22 protein-coding genes are annotated in these 20,976 nt (G+C 58.6%); all 22 read right to left on the bottom strand.

All coding sequences use genetic code 11. The features are described 5' to 3' along the window. Positions 1-91 precede the first annotated feature (91 nt). Positions 92-883, bottom strand: a complete 792-nt coding sequence (locus AERO9A_RS11105) for a CheW domain-containing protein (RefSeq protein ID WP_159972014.1) — start codon at positions 881-883, stop codon at positions 92-94. Positions 884-967: 84 nt separating this feature from the next. Beyond that, a complete protein-coding gene (locus AERO9A_RS11100) occupies positions 968-1,756 on the bottom strand; it encodes a ParA family protein (protein ID WP_159972013.1) in 789 nt (262 codons plus the stop codon). 82 nt (positions 1,757-1,838) lie between these two features. Continuing rightward, complete coding sequence (motD, locus tag AERO9A_RS11095) at positions 1,839-2,657, bottom strand: flagellar motor protein MotD (RefSeq protein ID WP_159972012.1); 819 nt, start codon at positions 2,655-2,657, stop codon at positions 1,839-1,841. Positions 2,658-2,669: 12 nt separating this feature from the next. Next, positions 2,670-3,410, bottom strand: a complete 741-nt coding sequence (locus tag AERO9A_RS11090) for a flagellar motor protein (protein ID WP_159972011.1) — start codon at positions 3,408-3,410, stop codon at positions 2,670-2,672. A 25-nt stretch (positions 3,411-3,435) separates the two neighbouring features. Next, positions 3,436-4,560: a chemotaxis response regulator protein-glutamate methylesterase gene (locus AERO9A_RS11085; RefSeq protein ID WP_159972010.1), complete on the bottom strand. Its 1,125-nt coding sequence runs from the start codon at positions 4,558-4,560 to the stop codon at positions 3,436-3,438. Between the two features lie 45 nt (positions 4,561-4,605). Further along, positions 4,606-6,852: a chemotaxis protein CheA gene (locus tag AERO9A_RS11080; protein WP_159972009.1), complete on the bottom strand. Its 2,247-nt coding sequence runs from the start codon at positions 6,850-6,852 to the stop codon at positions 4,606-4,608. A gap of 11 nt (positions 6,853-6,863) precedes the next feature. After that, complete coding sequence (locus tag AERO9A_RS11075) at positions 6,864-7,652, bottom strand: protein phosphatase CheZ (protein ID WP_159972008.1); 789 nt, start codon at positions 7,650-7,652, stop codon at positions 6,864-6,866. A 19-nt stretch (positions 7,653-7,671) separates the two neighbouring features. Further along, a complete protein-coding gene (locus tag AERO9A_RS11070; RefSeq protein ID WP_169968482.1) occupies positions 7,672-8,046 on the bottom strand; it encodes a chemotaxis response regulator CheY in 375 nt (124 codons plus the stop codon). A 100-nt stretch (positions 8,047-8,146) separates the two neighbouring features. Beyond that, on the bottom strand, positions 8,147-8,893 hold the full coding sequence (gene fliA / locus AERO9A_RS11065; protein ID WP_159972007.1) for an RNA polymerase sigma factor FliA: 747 nt from the start codon (positions 8,891-8,893) through the stop codon (positions 8,147-8,149). Continuing rightward, positions 8,890-9,720 carry a flagellar synthesis regulator FleN gene (gene fleN / locus AERO9A_RS11060; RefSeq protein ID WP_178111127.1) on the bottom strand — a complete coding sequence of 277 codons (831 nt, stop codon included), beginning with the start codon at positions 9,718-9,720 and terminating at the stop codon, positions 8,890-8,892. The genes fliA and fleN overlap by 4 nt, the downstream gene beginning before the upstream one ends. Positions 9,721-9,808: 88 nt before the next feature. Next, positions 9,809-11,128: a flagellar biosynthesis protein FlhF gene (flhF, locus tag AERO9A_RS11055; RefSeq protein WP_159972006.1), complete on the bottom strand. Its 1,320-nt coding sequence runs from the start codon at positions 11,126-11,128 to the stop codon at positions 9,809-9,811. An 11-nt stretch (positions 11,129-11,139) separates the two neighbouring features. Beyond that, a complete protein-coding gene (gene flhA / locus AERO9A_RS11050) occupies positions 11,140-13,287 on the bottom strand; it encodes a flagellar biosynthesis protein FlhA (protein WP_159972005.1) in 2,148 nt (715 codons plus the stop codon). Positions 13,288-13,440: 153 nt separating this feature from the next. Next, positions 13,441-14,577 (bottom strand): flagellar biosynthesis protein FlhB, encoded by a 1,137-nt coding sequence (gene flhB, locus AERO9A_RS11045; protein ID WP_159972004.1) that lies wholly within the window; start codon positions 14,575-14,577, stop codon positions 13,441-13,443. 9 nt (positions 14,578-14,586) lie between these two features. Beyond that, positions 14,587-15,315, bottom strand: coding sequence for a flagellar biosynthetic protein FliR (gene fliR / locus AERO9A_RS11040; RefSeq protein WP_159972311.1), 729 nt, complete (start codon positions 15,313-15,315; stop codon positions 14,587-14,589). A gap of 183 nt (positions 15,316-15,498) precedes the next feature. After that, entirely contained in the window at positions 15,499-15,768 is a 270-nt protein-coding gene (gene fliQ / locus AERO9A_RS11035; protein ID WP_159972003.1) for a flagellar biosynthesis protein FliQ, read from the bottom strand. A gap of 10 nt (positions 15,769-15,778) precedes the next feature. Then, complete coding sequence (gene fliP / locus AERO9A_RS11030) at positions 15,779-16,564, bottom strand: flagellar type III secretion system pore protein FliP (protein ID WP_159972002.1); 786 nt, start codon at positions 16,562-16,564, stop codon at positions 15,779-15,781. Continuing rightward, the gene (gene fliO / locus AERO9A_RS11025) at positions 16,564-16,992 is read right to left on the bottom strand and encodes a flagellar biosynthetic protein FliO (protein WP_159972001.1); all 429 of its coding nucleotides are present in this window, start codon (positions 16,990-16,992) and stop codon (positions 16,564-16,566) included. The genes fliP and fliO overlap by 1 nt, the downstream gene beginning before the upstream one ends. A gap of 2 nt (positions 16,993-16,994) precedes the next feature. Beyond that, positions 16,995-17,465: a flagellar motor switch protein FliN gene (fliN, locus tag AERO9A_RS11020; protein WP_159972000.1), complete on the bottom strand. Its 471-nt coding sequence runs from the start codon at positions 17,463-17,465 to the stop codon at positions 16,995-16,997. Positions 17,466-17,551: 86 nt separating this feature from the next. After that, positions 17,552-18,523 carry a flagellar motor switch protein FliM gene (fliM, locus tag AERO9A_RS11015; protein WP_159971999.1) on the bottom strand — a complete coding sequence of 324 codons (972 nt, stop codon included), beginning with the start codon at positions 18,521-18,523 and terminating at the stop codon, positions 17,552-17,554. Positions 18,524-18,535: 12 nt separating this feature from the next. After that, positions 18,536-19,054: a flagellar basal body-associated protein FliL gene (gene fliL, locus AERO9A_RS11010; RefSeq protein WP_159971998.1), complete on the bottom strand. Its 519-nt coding sequence runs from the start codon at positions 19,052-19,054 to the stop codon at positions 18,536-18,538. 208 nt (positions 19,055-19,262) lie between these two features. Continuing rightward, positions 19,263-20,483 (bottom strand): flagellar hook-length control protein FliK, encoded by a 1,221-nt coding sequence (locus tag AERO9A_RS11005; protein WP_372239664.1) that lies wholly within the window; start codon positions 20,481-20,483, stop codon positions 19,263-19,265. A 111-nt stretch (positions 20,484-20,594) separates the two neighbouring features. Beyond that, positions 20,595-20,897, bottom strand: coding sequence for an Hpt domain-containing protein (locus AERO9A_RS11000; RefSeq protein WP_372239674.1), 303 nt, complete (start codon positions 20,895-20,897; stop codon positions 20,595-20,597). Positions 20,898-20,976 lie beyond the last annotated feature (79 nt).

The following is a 20,976-nucleotide window of genomic DNA, read 5'->3' as shown; positions in this document are numbered from 1 at the left end:
TAGCCTCATCAAAAACCGCTCAGTGCGGCACGCGCGGATTACACCCGCTTGTCATCAACTATAGAGCCCGTTAGCACGAGCCCACCAATTCTTAATGCAGTTTTCCGCCTTTTAGGTGCTTGGCACCTCCGCTGGCGATCAATTCGGCGAGCGCAGCCACATCGAGTAGCGCGCACATGTGCTCGATCACTGTACCCGCCAACCAGGGACGCTGGGTTCGCTGACTGCGCCACTTGACCTCTTGCGGATCAAGACGAATAGAACGACTGACCTGATGCACAGCCAGCCCCCATTCATAGCCCTGCACAGAAATCACGTACTGCAGGCCCTCTCGGAAGTCATCGCGGTAGCGGTCAGGCATCACCCAACGCGCCGTATCCAGCACTTTCAAGTTGCCTGACTGACTCGGCAGGATGCCAAGAAACCAATCCGGTTGGCCGAACAGTGGCGTTAGCTCCTGCCCTTCCAGCGGATAGATCGATCCCAGGCAAATCAGCGGAACCGCCAACGTCAGCCCTGCAACGTCGAACAGTAGGCATTCGAAAGGCTCTTGCGCCCAATCAGGACGCCCTTCGGCATCGAACGCCACTTGCAGCGGTGTCAGCTCCGCAACTGGCGCCGCCAGCGGCGGCGCCTCTTCGATCACCGCGACAGGTATCGCCACCTCGGGGATGGCCACCGGCACCTGTGGCTCAGCGACCACGGGCACCATAATCGGCTGCACCAGGCGCGCATCACGCACCTGCTCCTCAAGCACCGCCGCTTCGAATTCATCAAGGCCAACCGACTGCTCAAGCTCGGCAGCCGCCTCTTGCAGCAGACCGTCTAGGTAGGACTGCAGGGCCAATTGGGAGCGCGTGGCAGTTGCGAGGTTACGACTCATGGGCAAACACCGTGGTTAAAGCTTGTAAAGCCTATCGGCCGGACAGCGGCTCGACTTGAGAGCGATTCAACACAGGCGTGCATTTCAGGCCACCTGCGCCGCTGGCTGATGGCTTAGCAAGTGTTTGAGCAAAGCACGGTAGGCAATCACGCCACGGCTACCCGAATCGAACTGCGAAGGTGTACGCCCTGCACGGCTGGCATCACGCAAACGTGTATCGACAGGAATATAGGCTGGCCAGAGGTGATCGGGGTACGTGTTACGCAAAACCTTGAGCGTGCTCATCGAGGCCTGGGTGCGTCGATCAAATAGCGTTGGCACGATGGTGTATGGCAACGCCTGCTTGCGCGAACGATTGATCATGGTCAGCGTGGTGATCATGCGCTCCAGCCCCTTTACCGCCAGGAACTCGGTCTGCACCGGAATCACCAGTTGCTGGCTGGCGGCCAGGGCGTTGACCATGAGTACGCCGAGCAGCGGCGGGCTATCGATGACAGCATGGTCGAAATCCTCCCATAGCTGCGCCAGACTTTTGGCGATTACCAATCCCAAACCACTCTGGCCCGGTGACTGACGCTCCAATGTCGCCAATGCAGTGCTCGATGGCAGCAGGGAGATATTCTCGTGGCTGGTGGCATGCAGTAACTGCTTAGGCAGCCCCTGCGGCACGTTGCCCTGATGCAGGAACAGGTCGAAGCAACTATGCTCCAGCGTGTCTGGGTCATGGCCGAAATAGCTGGTCATGGATCCGTGTGGATCCAGGTCGACGACGACCACACGCTTGCCCGCATCGGCCAGCAACCCCGCCAGTGCAATGGATGTGGTGGTCTTGCCGACACCACCTTTTTGATTGGCTACTGCCCAGACTTTCATCTTCTCTCATCCTCCCGGCGCGACGCATGCAGACCGAGAATGGCTGTCGCCCGCTGTAACAGTGCGACTGGGATTTGACGGCTCATGGTTGTGCGCTCCCCTGCTCTGGCGCATTTGCAGGTTGCGTGCCACTTCCGCTCTGGATAGCGGCGGTGCTACCGCTGTTGCGGCGATTATCCAAATCACGCGAAATCACCAACACCACACGACGATTACGGCCTCGCCCCTCGGCTGTCGAATTGTCTGCAACTGGCTGAAACTCACCATAGCCTACAGCAGAGAGACGCATAGGATTGACCCCATCCATAGCCAGCATACGCACAATGCTGGAAGCGCGCGCAGAGGACAGCTCCCAGTTGGTCGGATATTGAGGCGTCTGAATCGGCAGGTTGTCAGTAAAACCTTCCACCTTCACCGGATTCTCATAAGGTGCCAGAATTTTGGCGACTTTCTCGATAATGTCGAATGCCTGGTTGTTAGGCAAGGCATCACCACTGGGGAACAACAGGCTGGAGCTCAATTCGAGCTCGATCCACATTTCGTTGCCACGAATATTCAGTTGATCGCTCTGAATCAGATCACCGAAGGCATCGCGCACGCTGGCAGCGATACTACGCAGCGTATTGTCACTCACCTCAGCGACATCCTCGTTCATCGTCGCCCGCTCGGGGTCACCGGTACGTGGCCGCTCCTCGCCGACAGGGATGGGCTTGATCGAACGATCCGGCTGGTTGAAAACACCGGTCAGGGTTTCCGAAAGGATCTTGTACTTACCTTCGTTGATCGAGGAAATGGAGTACATCACCACGAAAAACGCGAACAGCAGGGTAATGAAGTCCGCATAGGACACCAGCCAGCGCTCGTGATTCTCGTGTTCTTCCTGATGCCGTCTACGGGCCATGGTGCCTCTCTATCAGTCCATGAAGCCTTGCAGCTTCAGCTCGATGGAGCGCGGGTTTTCACCCTCAGCGATAGAGAGGATGCCCTCAAGCAGCATTTCCCGATAACGCGACTGGCGCAGCGCAATCGCCTTGAGCTTATTGCCAGCAGGCAGCAGCAATAGGTTGGCGAAACCGACACCATAAATGGTGGCAACGAACGCCACGGCGATGCCGCTACCCAGCATACTGGGATCAGCCAGATTGCCCATCACATGGATCAGGCCCATCACCGCCCCGATGATGCCGATGGTCGGCGCGTAGCCCCCCATGCTTTCGAACACCTTGGCGGCCTGAATATCACGGGCTTCCTGAGTGTAGAGATCGACCTCAAGGATGCTACGGATGGATTCCGGCTCGGCACCGTCAACCAGCAATTGCAACCCCTTACGCGCATAAGCATCGGGCTCGGCGTCTGCCACTGACTCCAGACCGAGCAAACCCTCTTTACGCGCCACCATGCTCCAGCCGACAACACGGTTGATACCGCCAACCAGATCGATACGCGGCGGGAAGAAAATCCAGCGCAACACACTAACCGAACGCTTGAATACGCTGATCGGTGTTTGCAGGAGCACCGCCCCCAAAGTACCGCCTAGCACGATCAAGGCAGCCGGGCCATTGAGCAGCGCCGCAACCTGCCCGCCTTCGAGATAATTGCCTCCCAAGATGGCGATGAACGCCAGGATGACGCCAATTAAGCTCAGAACATCCATGCACGACCGCCCGACTCAGGACTCATCACTGACAGGCCTCAGCCAGATGGCGGCCAATGTCGTCGAGTGAATAGACCGCATCGGCCAGATCGGCCTTTACCACAGCCATTGGCATGCCATAGATCACGCAGCTCGCTTCATCCTGGGCCCAGACCTGGCTGCCGCTTTGCTTGAGCAGGCGCGCGCCCTCACGACCATCGGCCCCCATACCCGTGAGCACCACGGCAAGCACCTTGTCACTGAAAGACTTGGCGGCTGAGCCGAAGGTGATATCAACGCAGGGTTTGTAGTTGAGTCGCTCGTCACCGGGCAGAATCTTCACAGCGCCTCGGCTATCCACCATCATCTGCTTGCCGCCTGGCGCCAGCAGTGCCAGGCCGGGACGCAATATATCGCCATCCTCAGCCTCCTTGACCTGGATTCGACAAAGCTTATCCAGACGTTCAGCGAAAGCCTTGGTGAAAGCAGCAGGCATGTGCTGGATCAGTACGATCGGCGCAGGGAAATTAGCAGGCAACTGGGTCAAAACCCGTTGCAAAGCAACCGGTCCCCCCGTGGAAGTACCGATTGCGACCAGTTTGTAAGCTTTACGGCGCGGCGCAGCAAAACTCGCATTAGCGCTACTCGCTGGACGCGCGGGCGTAATAGGGGCAGGTGCAGGAGCACGCACAGGAGCGGCGGTACGACTGCTCGGCACTGCCGGGCTGGGCGCAGCAGTTGTCGGTGCAGAAACCGCAGAGCTGAAACGCCGATTACTGCGTGCAATGGAATGCACCTTTTCACACAGTAGCTGCTTGACCTTCTCGGGGTTACGCGAGATGTCCTCGAAATTCTTCGGCAGGAAATCGACTGCACCGGCATCCAATGCATCGAGCGTGACGCGCGCACCCTCGTGGGTAAGCGAAGAGAACATCAGTACCGGTGTCGGGCAACGCTGCATGATATTTCGCACAGCCGTGATGCCATCCATCATCGGCATCTCGTAGTCCATGGTGATCACGTCTGGCTTGAGCGCCAGCGCCTGATCGATGGCTTCCCGTCCGTTGGTGGCCGTCCCGACCACCTGAATGCTGGAATCGGCAGACAGAATTTCCGAAACACGCCGGCGAAAGAAGCCGGAGTCGTCCACTACCAAGACCTTGACTGCCATAAACACTCCTAGACGGCACAGGCAGGCGCCTGTGCCGCAAAACCATCAGAAACGTCGAGCGTAGCGCTTGAGCATGCTCGGCACGTCGAGAATAAGCGCGATGCGACCGTCGCCGGTGATGGTCGCCCCGGACATGCCCGGAGTGCCCTGCAACATCTTGCCCAGTGGCTTAATTACCACTTCTTCCTGACCGACCAATTGATCGACGACAAAACCAATACGCTGGCTGCCCACGGTGAGAATCACCACATGCCCTTCGCGCTGCTCTTCCATGAACGCCTGCGGCACCAGCCAGCGCTTGAGGTAGAACAATGGCAGCGCTTTGTCACGCACGATCACCACTTCCTGACCGTCAACCACATTGGTACGCGACAGGTCGAGATGGAAGATTTCGTTGACATTGACCAGCGGGAACGCGAAGGCCTGATTCTCCAACATCACCATCAGCGTCGGCATGATTGCCAGAGTCAGCGGGACCTTAATAACGATCTTCGAACCCTGGCCCTTCTGCGAAAACACGTTGACCGTGCCGTTGAGCTGGGAAATCTTGGTCTTGACCACGTCCATGCCGACACCGCGGCCGGACACATCGGAAATCTCGGTCTTGGTCGAAAAGCCCGGAGCGAAAATCAGGTTGTAGCATTCGAACTCGTTCAGACGTTCGGCCGCATCCTTGTCCAGCAGGCCCTTCTCTACTGCTTTGGCGCGCAGGATGTCAGCATCCATACCCTTGCCGTCATCGGTGATGGACAAGAGGATGTGGTCACCTTCCTGCTCAGCGGACAGCACCACGCGACCGGAACGAGCCTTGCCGGCTTTTTCGCGTTCTTCTGGTGTTTCCACGCCATGGTCGACCGCGTTGCGCACCAAGTGCACGAGCGGATCAGCGAGCGCCTCGACCAAATTCTTGTCGAGGTCGGTTTCCTCGCCCACCAGCTCGAGGTTGATCTCTTTCTTCAGGTTGCGCGCCAGATCGCGAACCAGGCGCGGGAAGCGGCCGAAAACCTTCTTGATCGGCTGCATGCGAGTCTTCATCACCGAAGTCTGCAGATCAGCCGTCACCACATCGAGGTTCGACACGGCTTTGGACATGGCCTCATCGCCGCTGTTAAGCCCCAGTCGCACCAGGCGGTTACGCACCAGCACCAGCTCGCCGACCATGTTCATGATCTCGTCGAGGCGCGCGGTATCGACCCGAACAGTGGTTTCCGCTTCACTGGCAGGTGCCTTCTCCGCCGCCGCAGGAGCGGGAGCTGCCGCCGCACGGGGCGCCGACGTCGGTGCAGGCTCAGGCTTGGCTGCGGGTTTCGCCGCAGGTGCTGCAGCAGGCTTCGCCGCCGCAGGTTTGGCAGCACTTGCCGCTGGAGCAGCAGGAGCAGTTGGCTGCGCCGGGGCAACAAACTTGCCCTTACCATGCAGCTCATCAAGCAAGGACTCGAATTCGTCGTCGGTGATGTCGTCACTGGCAGGCGCGGCAGACGCAACTGCCGCTGGACTTGGTGCAGTCGGTGCAGTCGGTGCAGTCGGTGCAGTCGGTGCAGCAAACTGGCCTTTACCATGCAACTGATCAAGCAGCGCCTCGAACTCATCGTCAGTGATGTCGTCACTGGCGGGTGCCGCAGGCGCAACCGCTGCAGGAGTATGGGTAACCGATGCTGCAGGCGCAGCGAACTGACCTTTGCCATGCAACTGATCAAGCAGCGACTCGAACTCGTCGTCAGTAATTTCGTCACTGCTGGCGGCAGCTTGAGCCGCAGCAGGTGGCGTATCACCTAGTGCATCGAGCAACTGCTCAAACTCACTGTCTGTGATATCAGAGGAGTCGGTAGAGGCGGCAACAGGCTCGGGCTCGGGCTCGACATAAGCAGGCTCTGGCTCGGCAACACTTTGCGGCTCGGCACCAGCAGGCTCAGCCAAGCGTGACAACGCAGCAAGCAGTTCAGGTGAAGCAGGTGTCGGCTCGGTGCGTTCACGAACCTGGCCAAACATGCTGTTGACCGTATCAAGGGCCTCAAGCACGACATCCATCAGCTCAGCGTCAACACGACGCTCGCCCTTGCGCAAGATATCGAACACGTTCTCTGCAATATGACAGCACTCCACCAACTCGTTGAGTTGAAGGAATCCCGCCCCGCCCTTGACGGTGTGAAAACCGCGAAAGATGGCATTCAGCAGGTTCATGTCATCCGGTCGGCTTTCCAGCTCGACTAACTGCTCGGACAACTGTTCGAGAATCTCGCCGGCCTCTACCAGGAAATCCTGGAGGATCTCTTCATCGGCGCCGAAGCTCATGTGGGTGCTCCTTAGAATCCAAGACTGGACAGCAGGTCGTCGACATCGTCTTGGCTGGAGGCGACGTCATCACGCTTATCGGCATGAATCTGCGGACCTTCACCCGCCGAAGGCGATTTTTGCTTTTGTTGCTCGGCACGCAATGCATCGTGGTCGTGTTCGATACCCGCAAAACGGTCTACCGAACTGGCCATCAGAACTAATTTAAGCAGGTTGCTTTCAACCTCGGTGACCAACTGCGTCACTCGCTTGATCACCTGCCCAGTCAGATCCTGATAGTCCTGCGTCAACAGAATGTCGTTGAGGTGGCCAGAGAGTTTGTTGCTGTCACGCTCACTGCGCGCCAGGAACAACTCGATTCGCTTGGCCAGCTCGCGGAAGCCTTCGGCACCGATTTCACGGCGCATGAAACGGCCCCATTCGGCACCAAGGCTCTGCGCTTCATCAGCAAGATCGTTGACCAATGGCGCACTCTGCTCCACCAAATCCATGGTGCGGTTAGCCGCCTTCTCGGTCTGGGTTACAACGTAGTTCAGACGCTCGGTGGCGTCGGATATCTGCGACAGCTCCTTGGCATGGGGCATGCGCGGATCAAGCTGGAAATTGACGATGGCGTTGTGCAGCTCACGAGTCAGTTTGCCAACCTCGTGATACAGGCCACGATCACGAACCTTGTTCAGTTCATTGATCAGTTGCACCGCGTTGCCGAAGTTACCTTTTTCAAGGCTATCAACCAGCTCGCGGGCATTGGTTTTCAGGGACGACTCAAGTTCGCCCAATGTGGAATCATCGTGTTCCATAGCACCCTCGCGGCCGACATCAGCCGTTGACCCGCTCAAAGATCTTCTCGATCTTTTCCTTCAGCACCTGCGCGGTGAACGGCTTGACCACATAGCCATTAACACCGGCCTGAGCCGCTTCGATGATCTGATCGCGCTTGGCTTCGGCGGTGACCATCAGCACCGGCAGGTGCTTGAGGCGCTCATCCGCACGCACGGCACGCAGCAGGTCGATCCCAGTCATTCCCGGCATGTTCCAGTCGGTCACCAGAAAGTCGAAGCTGCCACTTTGCAACATCGGCAGTGCAGAAGTGCCGTCATCGGCCTCAGCGGTATTGGTGAAACCCAAGTCTCGCAAGAGGTTCTTGATGATCCGTCGCATCGTCGAAAAATCATCAACGATGAGGATTTTCATGTTCTTGTCCAAGTCGACCTCCGTACAGTCCCAAACGTATTGCGCTTGCAACTACGTCCTTTAATCGTGAAACCGTTTCTGCCTGCGAGTGCGCTGCTGCTCAGCCAGCGCGCCATTCACTCAGCCGCGAACGAAGACGCGCCGCACACTGGCTGTGCAACTGACTGACGCGAGATTCGCTGACCCCCAGCACTTCACCGATTTCCTTCAAGTTCAGCTCTTCATCGTAATACAGCGCCAACACCAGACGCTCACGCTCTGGCAAGCCCGCAATGGCATTGGCCAATGCGGCTTGAAAACGTTCATCTTCGAGATCCCGCGAAGGTTCGAGGTGGGAGTGCCCGGCGTCTTCATGCAGTGCGCCATGTTCGCCGTCCTGCAGAAGGTCGTCGAAACTGAACAGGCGGCTGCCCAAAGTGTCGCCAAGGATGCCGTAGTAATCCTCCAGACTCAATTGGAGTTCGGCAGCAACCTCATGATCTTTAGCGTCACGTCCTGTTCTTGCTTCAACAGTGCGTATCGCATCGCTGACCATCCGGCTGTTACGGTGTACCGAACGCGGCGCCCAGTCCCCCTTGCGCACCTCATCAAGCATAGCGCCACGGATGCGAATACCGGCGAAGGTTTCGAAGCTGGCACCCTTGCTGGAGTCGTATTTACGCGAGGCTTCGAGCAGGCCGATCATGCCTGCCTGAATCAGGTCGTCCACCTGCACACTGGCTGGCAGACGCGCCAGCAGGTGATAGGCGATGCGCTTGACCAGCGGCGCATAGCGCTCAATCAACTGGTGCTGGGAGTCCTGCGCCTGTGCCTTGTTGTACATACGAAGTCCAGAAGCTGCTGTCATACGGCCGTGTCTGCTGTCGGTTGCTTCACCAGACGCTCCACGAAGAACTCCAGATGACCGCGCGGATTAGCCGGCAGCGGCCAGGTATCGACCTTCTGAGCAATTGCTTTGAACGCCAACGCACATTTGGAGCGTGGGAAGGCTTCATAAACGGCGCGTTGTTTCTGCACGGCCTTGCGTACCGACTCGTCGTAGGGCACGGCACCGACGTACTGCAGGGCGACATCCAGAAAACGATCCGTCACTTTGGTTAGCTTAGCAAAGAGATTGCGGCCTTCCTGCGGGCTGTGCGCCATGTTCGCCAGTACACGGAAACGACTGATGCCATGGTCACGGTTGAGTAGTTTGATCAGGGCGTAGGCGTCCGTGATAGACGTCGGCTCATCGCAGACCACGACGAGAATTTCCTGAGCGGCGCGCACGAAACTGACCACCGCATCACCAATGCCGGCAGCCGTATCGATCACCAGCACATCGAGATTTTCACTGATGTCGCTAAAAGCCTGGATCAGCCCGGCATGCTGCATGGGCGATAGATTAACCATGCTTTGCGTACCAGACGCCGCTGGCACGATACGAATACCGCCTGGCCCCTGTAGCAGGACGTCACGCAGATCACACTCACCGGCGATCACATCAGCCAGGGTGCGCTTGGGGGTCAATCCCAACAGCACGTCGACGTTGGCCAACCCCAGGTCGGCGTCCATCAACATGACCCGACGCCCAAGATCGGCGAGGGCCATGGACAGATTCACCGACACATTGGTCTTGCCGACACCGCCCTTGCCGCCGGTCACCGCGATCACCTGTACGGGATGCATACCCATGTTCTCTAAATACCTTGTCTAACTTCGACATGGCCAACTGGCCGTTCGCCCCCGCGAAAAAACGCAGGGCTTGCAACACTTTAGCGCTTCAGCCCGCGCGCCGCGCGGTTCCTTGGTAAAGACCGGCGAACAATTGCGCCATGGCGTCTTCGCTCGGCTCCTGCGGGGCCTGCAATCCCACTGCGCGACTGACCAACTGGTGGCTGCGTGGAACATGCAAATCGTCCGGAATCCGTGGCCCATCCGTCACATAGGCTACCGGCAGATGTTGGCCTATAGCCAGCCCCAAAACCTCACCCAGGCTCGCCGCCTCGTCCAGTTTCGTCAGTATGCAGCCGGAAAGACCGCAGCGCTTGTAACTATGGTAGGCCGCCTTGAGCACTTGGCTCTGACTGGTGGCAGCCAGAACCAGATAATTTTTGGCCTTCAGGCCGCGCGCCGACAGACTTTCGAGCTGTAAGCGTAGAGCTGGGTCATTGCTCGGTAAGCCAGCGGTATCGATCAGTACGACACGCTTTTTGGCCAGAGGCGCCAGCGCTTGCAGCAGCGATTGCCCCGGGTCGATCTGAGTCACCGATACGCCAAGGATGCGCCCCAACGTCTTGAGCTGCTCCTGAGCGCCGATACGGAAGCTGTCCATACTGACCAAAGCGACCTGCTGAGCCCCGTACTTAAGCACGTAGCGTGCAGCCAGTTTGGCCAGCGTGGTGGTTTTCCCCATACCGGCAGGCCCAACCAGGGCGATAACCCCCCCTTCTTCCAGCGGTTCCACCTTGGGAGTCTTGATCGCATGCGCCAGATGCGCCAGGAGCATGCGCCAGGCCTGGCGCGGCTCGGCAACGCCGGCAACGCGATCAAGCAAGGCTTGCGACAGCTCGGCCGACAGGCCCATGCGCTGCAGACGACGCCACAGATTGGCTTGCTGCGGACGACGACTCTGCATCTGCCCCCAGGCAATCGAGCCGAGTTGTACTTCGATCAGTTGGCGCAGGCCATGTAATTCGAAGCGCATGGCATCGAGCGCGCGCGGGTCGACGCTAGGTACAGCAGGTGCTGGCGCTGGTTTCTCGGCAGCGCGCTGGGGTTTGACCGGAGTAACCGGCAGCTCCGGTGCCACCAACGAGTCATTGGCAAAAAGTTGACGGTCTTTACGCTCGTCCTGCTCGGCACGGGTTGCCAGCTCAGCCTGAGCGCTGACGATACGCGCCTGAGTCTTGCGCAGCTCCGCTTCCAGAGCCGGATTCGGCCGTACTGGCGCTGGCGTCACTTGATAATCGAGCGCGGCAGTCAGCTCGACCCCGCCAGCCACACGGCGATTGCCAATGATGGCCGCGTCGGCGCCCAACTCGTCACGCACCAGTTTCATGGCGGTCCGCATATCAGCGGCGAAGAAACGTTTAACCTGCATGACCCTTTACCTCAGTTCTGGCCCACAGTGGCGACTATGGTGACCTGCTTGTTGTCCGGAATTTCCTGGTAGGCCAGCACGTAGATGCTGGGCACCGCCAGCCGCGCGAACCGTGACAGCATCGCCCGGATCGGACCGGCCACCAGCAGGATCACTGGCTTGCCGAGCATTTCCTGGCGCTGCGCCGCTTCCACCAGGGAACGCTGCAGCTTGTCGGCCATACCAGGTTCGAGGAGGATGCCATCCTCACCGCCTTGTCCGGCCTTCTGCAGACTGTTCAGCAATATCTGTTCCAACCTTGGTTCAAGGGTAATCACAGGCAGCTCCGGCTCTAGTCCCACAATGCCTTGGACGATTGCACGGGCCAGCGAGACGCGAACGGCCGCCACCATCGCGGCGGGATCTTGACTCTTGGGCGCGACGTTGGCGATGGCCTCGGCAATGGTACGGATGTCACGCACAGGCACCTGCTCCTGCAGCAACGCCTGTAGCACCTTGAGCAAAGTGGACAGCGACACCAGCCCCGGCACCAACTCCTCGGCCAGCTTCGGTGAGCTCTTGGCCAGCAGTTGCATCAGTTGCTGTACTTCTTCGTGCCCCAGCAGCTCGTGAGCATGCTTGTGCAGAATCTGATTGAGATGGGTGGCAACCACCGTGCTGGCATCGACCACGGTATAACCGAGCGATTGCGCCTGGTCACGCTGGCTCGGATCGATCCACACTGCCTCCAGACCAAACGCCGGATCCTTGGCGGCGATGCCGTTGAGCGGGCCAAAGACCTGACCGGGGTTGATCGCCAATTCACGATCCGGGTACACCTCAGCCTCAGCCACGCTGACGCCCATGAGCGTCAAACGATAGGCGTTGGGTGCCAGATCAAGGTTGTCGCGAATGTGTACCGATGGCATGAGAAAGCCCATCTCCTGCGACAACTTCTTGCGCACCCCCTTGATCCGCGCCAACAGTTGCCCCCCTTGATTACGGTCAACCAAGGGAATCAGGCGGTAGCCGACCTCCAGGCCGACCATGTCCACAGGTGTGACATCGTCCCAGCCCAGCTCTTTGACCTCCTGCGCCTTCTGCGCCGGCAACTGCTCCTGCTGACGCTGCACTTCCTTGACCTCGGCTTCCTTGGTCTTGCGGTTCTTGTGCGCGATCCAGTAGGCACCACCAGCAGCAATCAAACCCAGGCTGATGAAGGAAAAGTGCGGCATGCCCGGCACCAGCCCCATGGCGATGAGGATGGCCGCAGCCACCGCCAGCGCCTTGGGCGAAGCGAACATCTGCCGGTTGACCTGCGCGCCCATATCCTCGGAGGTGGAAACGCGCGTCACCATGACAGCGGCGGCGGTGGACAGCAGCAGGGAAGGAATCTGCGCCACCAGACCGTCACCGATGGTCAGCAGGGTGTAGACCTTGCCAGCATCAGCAAAAGCCAACTGGTGCTGCAGCACGCCGATGGCGATGCCGCCGATGAGGTTGATAAAAAGAATCAGCAGACCGGCAACGGCATCGCCGCGCACGAATTTGCTGGCACCGTCCATGGAACCGTAGAAATCAGCTTCCTGCGCCACTTCGCTACGCCGTTTCTTGGCTTCAGCCTGGTCGATGATGCCGGCATTGAGGTCAGCATCAATGGCCATCTGCTTGCCGGGCATGGCATCGAGAGTGAATCGCGCGCTGACTTCGGAGATACGCCCGGCACCCTTGGTGACCACCACGAAGTTGATAATCATGAGGATGGCAAAGACCACGATACCGACCACGTAGTTACCGCCGATCACCACCTCACCGAACGCCTGAATCACCTGCCCCGCCGCGCCGTGCCCCTCGTGACCGTTGAGCAGCACCACACGGGTCGACGCCACGTTCAGCGCCAAACGCAGCAGCGTGGCAGCGAGCAAAATGGTCGGGAAAACGGCAAAGTCCAGCGGGCGCAACGCGTAGATACTGACCAGCAGCACCACAATCGACAGCGCAATACTGAAAGTGAACAGCACGTCGAGCAGAAAGGCAGGCACCGGCAGCATGACCATGCCGAGCATGACCAACAGCAGCAACGGAATACCCAGATTGCCCTGCCGCAACCCAGCCAGGTTACTGCGTACGTCACCGATCAACTGTGCGCGATCTACTGCCACGGTCTTACCCCAATTCATTCAATCTTTTGACGCAAAAACGCGTCCTAAAGGGGTTATGGCAAGAAGCGTTCCAGAAAATCGTTTGCCAGCTAAACCAATGGCTTAAATCCATCCTGAGATGGCTTCTGGCGCGCCATTATCTGCAACCGGAGGCTGACAGCTTGTACCACCTCACTCGTCGCGACGCAGATCCGGCGGAATAGGCAGATCAGGCAGCGGGCCGGGACGCTTACCCTTACCAGCCTGGAACTGGCGAATCTGGTAGACGTACGCCAATACCTGAGCAACCGCCAGGTAAAGACCGGCAGGGATCTCCTGATCGAGTTCTGTTGAGTAATAGACGGCCCGCGCCAGCGCTGGCGATTCGAGCACCATGACCTTGTGTTCCTGGGCAATCTCACGAATTTTCAGAGCGATGAAGTCGTTGCCCTTGGCCAGCAACATCGGCGCACCGCCCTTGTCCTGGTCATATTTCAGAGCTACCGCGAAGTGAGTCGGGTTGGTAATCACCACATCGGCCTGTGGCACGGACTGCATCATGCGGCGCTCGGCCATCTCGCGCTGCAGTTGACGAATACGCCCCTTGACCTCGGGCTTACCTTCGGAGTCCTTGTATTCGTCACGCACTTCCTGCTTGGTCATCATCAGCTTCTGCTTGTGACTCCAGAGCTGGAATGGCACATCCACGGCGGCAATCAGTATCAGCCCACAAGACAACCAGAAAGCACTCCAGCCCACCACTGTCAGACTGTGCAGGATGGCGGGCTCAACCGACTCATTGGCAATCGCCAACAGGTCGTCCTGATCCGACGCCAGCACCAGTAGTGCCACAGCCAGAATCACCAGGAATTTGACGAAAGCCTTGAGCAGTTCAGCCAGAGCCTGCAGGGAAAACATGCGTTTCAAACCTGCCAGCGGGTTCATCCGACTGCCCTTGGGCAACAAGGCTTCGGACGAGAATAGCCAACCCCCCAAGCCGATGGGGCCAATCACCGACGCGATCAGCAAGACGATGAAAAAGGGCTGTAGCGCCGCCAGCGCCTCCTTGCCCGAGGCAAACAGGTATTGCGCCATGCTGCCCTCATTCATCAGTACTTCACGCGGCAGACTGAAGTTGCTACGCATCAGATCGATCATCATTACGCCCAATTGCGCGCCGAAGATAATCAGAGCGATGGTGCCAGCCAGCATGACTGCCAGCGTATTGAGCTCCTTGGAGCGAGCGATCTGGCCTTTCTTGCGCGACTCTTCAAGTCGCTTGCCTGTGGGTTCCTCGCTCTTGTCAGCGCCACTCTCACTCTCAGCCATGGCCGCTCCTCAGGGCGTACGGGCGAAATCGCCCAGTTGTTGCAAGGCGTCACTGGCAAGTTCTTGGAACAGGCTGCCAAAGTCGGACAGGCTGATCCAGAAAATCACCAGACCCAAAGCCAAAGTCAGCGGAAAGCCGATTGAGAAGATGTTGAGCTGCGGCGCCGCACGCGTCATCACACCGAATGCCAGGTTGATCACTAACAGCGCCGTCACCGCTGGCAATGTCAGCAACAAACCAGCACCGATCACCCAACTGAGCTTGCCAGCCAGCTCCCAGTAATGTTGCACCATCAAACCCTGCCCAGGCGGCAGGCTGATAAAGCTTTGCGCAAGCACCTCAAGCACCACCAGGTGGCCATTGATTGCCAGGAACAGCAAGGTCACCAGCATCAGCATGAACTGCCCCAGCACCGGCACGGAAACTCCATTGGTGGGGTCGACCATCGAGGCGAAGCCCATGCCCATCTGCATGGCAATGATCTGCCCCGCGACGCTGAAGATATGAAAGAACAGTTGCAGGATGAACCCGAACATCACGCCGATGAGAACTTGCTCAGCGATCATCATGATGCTGCGCACGCTAAGGGCATCAACCTGCGGCATCGGCGGTATACCGGGCACCAGCACCACGCTGATGGCCAGCGCCAAATACAGGCGCACACGGGTCGGCACCAGTTGCGTACCGATGATCGGCATGACCATCAGCAGCGCAGCGATGCGAAAGAACGGCAACATGAACTGCGCCACCCAGCCGCTGATCTGCGCGTCGCTTAGCTCCACGCTTCAGAGCTCACGGGGAAAGCGTTGCGAGCGCAAACAGACCGCGTTTCGCCTACGCGCAATGCCGTGAAATACACGAGCCTTGTCGGCACAGCCGAAGCGTGAGATGTCGAGCACAGTCGATTTATCCATGAGGCCTCACCCGATCAGGTACGGAATGTTCTGAATCAGCGTCTGGGTGTACTCCATCAATTCGCGTACCAGCCAGGGGCCAGCCCAGATCAACGTGACCAGCATGATGATCAGGCGCGGCAGGAAGCTCAGCGTCTGTTCGTTGATCTGCGTGGCCGCTTGGAACATCGCCACGATCAGACCGACAACCAGACTAGGGATCACCGCCAGACCAACGATCAGCACGATCAGCCAGAGCGCTTCGCGAAACAGGTCAACCGCTACCTCGGGAGTCATGTGCGCCTCGCTATATGGTGCCGAAACTGGCCGCCAGGGTGCCCATGATCAGCGCCCAACCATCGACCAGAACGAACAACATGATCTTGAACGGCAGGGAGATGATCAAAGGCGAGAGCATCATCATCCCCATCGCCATGAGGATACTGGCCACCACCATATCGATGATCAGGAAGGGAATGAAGATCATGAAGCCGATCTGAAAAGCGGTCTTCAACTCCGAAGTAACGAAAGCCGGTACCAGAATAGTGAGCGGCACATCCTCGGCGCCAGCCAGGTCAGTGCGCTTGGACAGACGCACGAACAGCGCCAAATCACTCTCACGCGTTTGCGCCAGCATAAAGTCTCGTATGGGCACCTCGGCGCGTTTGATCGCCTCCTGCGCCACGATCTGTTCGTTCAAATAAGGCTGCAAGGCATCGTTGTTTATCCGATCGAATACCGGCGCCATGATGAACAGCGTCAGGAACAGCGCCAAGCCAACCAGAATCTGGTTCGAAGGCGTGCTCTGCAGCCCCAACGCCTGCCGCAAGATGGAGAAGACGATGATGATGCGGGTGAAGCTGGTCATCAGCATGACGAACGCTGGGATGAAGCTCAGCGCCGTCATGATCAGCAGAATCTGCAGGCTGACCGAATACTCCTGCTGCCCTTGCGCGTCCGTGGACAAGGTAATCGCCGGGATCGACAGCGGGCCATTGCCTTGCTGAGTCAGCGTACCGCTTGCAGGCGGATCCGCAGCGAAGGCCAATGAGGTAGCCAGACTGAACAGCAACACCAGCAACAAGCGCAGCATCAGGACTTGTCCTTCTGATCCTTGCCCAGCAGCTCCATCAGGCGCTGCGCGAATTCGGGCGTGGCTGGCTCGGCATCGGCCAGATGGATCGGTTCTTTGAGCACATGCAACGGTGCAATGCGCCCGGCAGACAGGCCCAACAGAATCTGCTCATTACCGACCTGCACCAGCACCAGGCGGTCGCGCGGCCCCAACGGCTGCGTCGCCAAGAGCTTGATGACTTGCCCGGTGCGAGGCGTCAGTTGCTGCACACGGCGCAGCAACCAGGCGAGTGCGAAGATCAGGCCGATCACCAACAGCAAGCCCAACAGCATTTGCCCAAGCTGCCCAACCAAGTCACCTCCGGCCACGGGCGCTGCCTTAGCCGGTGCCTCGGCAGCCCAGACAGACCCAGGCAAGCCCATCAGCAAAAAGAAAAATCGGCTCATGGTCAGCGCAGTTTCTTGATGCGTTCGCTGGGGCTGATCACGTCGGTCAGACGAATACCGAATTTTTCGTTAACCACCACCACCTCGCCATGAGCAATCAGCGTACCGTTGACCAACACATCGAGTGGCTCACCGGCCAGGCGATCGAGCTCGATCACAGAGCCCTGGTTGAGCTGCAGCAAGTTACGAATGGTGATATCGGTATTGCCCACTTCCATGGAAATGGACACCGGAATGTCGAGAATCACGTCCAGATTCGGGCCGTCCAACCCGGCAGGCAACCCCACACCCGGTAACGGCGCACTGCCGAATTCTTCCATCGGTGCGCGTGGAGCCGCTGGCTTGGGTTGCTCCTGCGCCGCCAGCATGGCGTCGATATCGTCCTGATCTGCATCACCAGCCTCAGCCAACGCTGCTGCCCATTCGTCAGCCAACGCCTGCTCTTCGCTGGAAGTGTTTTCTTCGTCTGCCATGGTAGTTCCTCGCCTGGCTCCTGTTTCCGGTTCGAAATCTGTGCTGAATCAGGCCCGCCTCATACGTTGCGGGCCCACGAATCTAATCAACGCTGGCGTTCAATTGGCTCTAGCACCTGCAACGCCAGGTTGCCCTTGTGTGCGCCGAGCTTGACCTTGAAGGTCGGCACACCGTTGGCGCGCATCACGACACTGCTCGGCAGCTCGACCGGAATCACATCGCCGGGCTGCATATGCAAGATGTCGCGCAATTTCAACTGACGCCGGGCTACGGTCGCGGCCAGCGGCACGCTGACATCGAGAATATCCTCGCGCAACGCCTTGACCCACCGCTCGTCCTGATCGTCGACATCGGACTGAAAGCCCGCATCGAGCATCTCGCGGATCGGTTCGATCATCGAATACGGCATGGTGATATGCAGATCGCCACCGCCACCATCGAGCTCGATATGGAAGGTGGACACCACCACCACTTCGCTGGGACTGACGATATTGGCCAACGCCGGATTGACCTCGGAGTTGACGTACTCGAAATGAATATCCATGACCGCGTGCCACGCCTCACGCAGGTCGATGAATGCCTGGTCGAGCACCATCCTCACGACACGCAGCTCAGTCGGGGTAAATTCACGCCCTTCGATCTTGGCGTGACGGCCATCGCCACCAAAGAAGTTATCCACCAACTTGAACACCAGCTTGGCATCGAGGATAAACAGCCCCGTACCGCGCAGCGGCTTCATCTTCACCAGGTTGAGGCTGGTGGGCACGTACAGCGAATGCACGTATTCGCCGAACTTCATCACCTGCACACCGCCAACCGCGACATCTGCCGAGCGGCGCAACAGGTTGAACATGCTGATACGGGTGTAACGAGCAAAACGCTCGTTGATCATCTCCAGGGTCGGCATGCGCCCACGGACGATACGGTCCTGACTGGTCAGATCGTACTGTTTGACACTGCCGGGTTCGGCGGCGTCCTCGGTCTCGACCAGGCCGTCGTCCACGCCATGGAGTAGCGCGTCGATCTCGTCCTGGGAAAGCAGATCCTGAACAGCCATGATGACTCCCGCCTACTGCAATACGAAATTGGTGAACAGCACTTGCTCAACCACGGTGCTGCCGGTTTCCTTTTGCGCCAACTCCTGCACGCTGGCCAGGGCCTGCTGCAGCAGCATTTCCTTGCCCAGCGGCGTTTGCAGGGCGGTGAAATCCTGCCCCGAGAGCAACATCACCAGACGGTTACGCAGTACCGGCACATGAACCTTGAGTTTTTCCATGCCAGCGGCATCGCGACTCATCAGCGCCATGCTCACCTGCAGGTAGCGCGTGCGCCCCTGGACGTTGAAGTTGACCACGAAGGCTGGCTGCAAATCCTGATAGACCGCCGCATGATGCACGGGCGCCGCGTCGGCAGCCTCCTCATGCTTGGGCTCCTCGGTCTTACCGTTCTTGCTGAGAATGAACCAAGTACCGCCGATGGACAGACCAACGGCCAGCAACAGGCCGACGACGATCAAAATGATGAGTTTGAGCTTGCTCTTGCCAGCAGGTTGCCCTTCTGCTGCCGAATCCGCTTCTTTTTTAGCCATGCCAATAATCCGTCAGTGCCTATGCTCTTTTCGCATTCAAAGGGTTAAGAGCAAGTGTTATGCCAGCCACTTAGCTGGATTGTCCAATCCTGGGCTGCGGATTTAACAGTGCCAGCGCTTCTCTGTCACCCAAAATGCATTCGCCCGAGCGTTCTTGCGAACGCTCGGGCGAGTCTCAGTCTAGCGGAGCCCACTGGGCTATCGCACCTCAGGCGTAATAATCAACCAACCCGCGCCCCACGCTAAGCCGCTCACTGCGAATATCCTGAGTGACAGACAAGCTGCCATCCTCACCTGCGGCAGACAAGCCATTGCCACGAGCGCCACCACGCCCGCCGTCACCTTGCTCCTGTCCCTGCCAACCACGATTGAGCGACTGGTCGGATACGTTGGCGTCAGCCAGATTCATCCCCTGCTGAGTAAACATATCGCGCAGCCGATGCATCTGCCCTTCAAGCGCATCGCGCACACCCGCATTGGGGCTGGCGAACGTCACCTGAGCCGCATCCTGCGACAAGTGCACACGCACCTCCAGCCGACCAAGATCAGCCGGATCGAGCTGAATCTCCGCCGACTTGAGGTTTTGACTGGACATCCACATCACCTTGTCGACGACAGCCTCGGTCCAGCCATTTTGCTGCATGGCAACCGGCTGCCCTGGCACCATAGGCACGCGCTGAACGCCAGTGCTTTGCTGGTTGATGGCCTGCGTCAGCGCATTGAGCTTACTGACAAACTGATCCGGTCGATTAGGCTGAGTACTTTCCTTGAGACTATCCAGCGCTTCGCTAGCAGCTTTATCGAGACCGATTTCGACACTGGGCTCCCTACCCTCCTCAGTGCTCTCGAGCTTTTTCCCCATACTGGCCATGGCCTCGGCGAAATCCGCGCTGTCCGACGTAGACGATGCCTTGGCATTCTCATGTACAACAGGCTGCACCTTGACCTGTTTTGCGCTATCTAGCTGCATGTTACCCAGCATCACGTCAGCCGGATCAGCGGCAGCCAACGGATCAGCTTCGGCTGTTTCAACCACCGCCTCCGTATTAGCAAGCAACATACCCTGCCCATCCGGGACCTCAGTTGCTTGCGGCGGCTGAGCCTGCATGCCGCTCATGGCCATCGCCAGCAGCGGATCCAGTTCATCCTGAGTCGGTTCCTCGGTCGGCAAGGTCTTGCCGTCGGCGGCAACTTCAAGCGGCACAGTCTCATCCGAAACTGCCGCTTCACTGTCGTCCTGCTTCTCGCTAGCACGCGAATCAGTAGCCTTATTGGCTTCCGCAGGACGTTCGCCAGAGCGAACCTGGCGCTCACGGGCATACACCTTGTCGAAGCTAGAAGGCTCGTTATTACTAGGCTGCGGCGCTTTGGCCGGCGGCTTCGCTTTGCTCTTTACCTCAGAAGAGGTCTGAAGCAGTAGATCGGGCATCGCGGGCATGGACGCTCTCCGTCTGATGGGTAATGACGGTAATAGAGCAAAGGACGGGCCAACTCAGAGCGAGCGGTGCAGCGCACATGAAAACCTGGCTGCATCAGTGGGTCAGACGCGGTATCTCTGGCGTTCGGTTTTGAGCAGGATACGCACGATGGCGAACTCACGCTCAATCTGTTCGATCAGTTCCGGCGCCAACTCAAGCTCCTCACGGCGCCCGGCCTCTTCCAGTTGTTTGCACAAACCGGCCAGACAAACCGCGCCCATATTGCTGCAACTGCCCTTGAAGCTATGTGCAGCCAGGCGCAAGGCTTGCGCATCAGCCTCTCGATCAGCTTGCTGGATCGAGCGTAGGCGTTCCTCAGAATCCGCCACGAAAGTATCGAGCAAGACCGGGTATTCATCTTCCATGACGTCCTGCAAAGCGACCAGAACGGCATCATCAAGGTGGATGTCGGGCACTACGGAGTCTCTCCCTAAACAACAGCGC

It is taken from the genome of Pseudomonas sp. 8Z (assembly GCF_902506535.1).
Classification (GTDB): domain Bacteria; phylum Pseudomonadota; class Gammaproteobacteria; order Pseudomonadales; family Pseudomonadaceae; genus Aquipseudomonas.
Note: the sequence above shows the minus strand (reverse complement) of the source record. Positions and strands in the feature narration are given on the sequence as shown.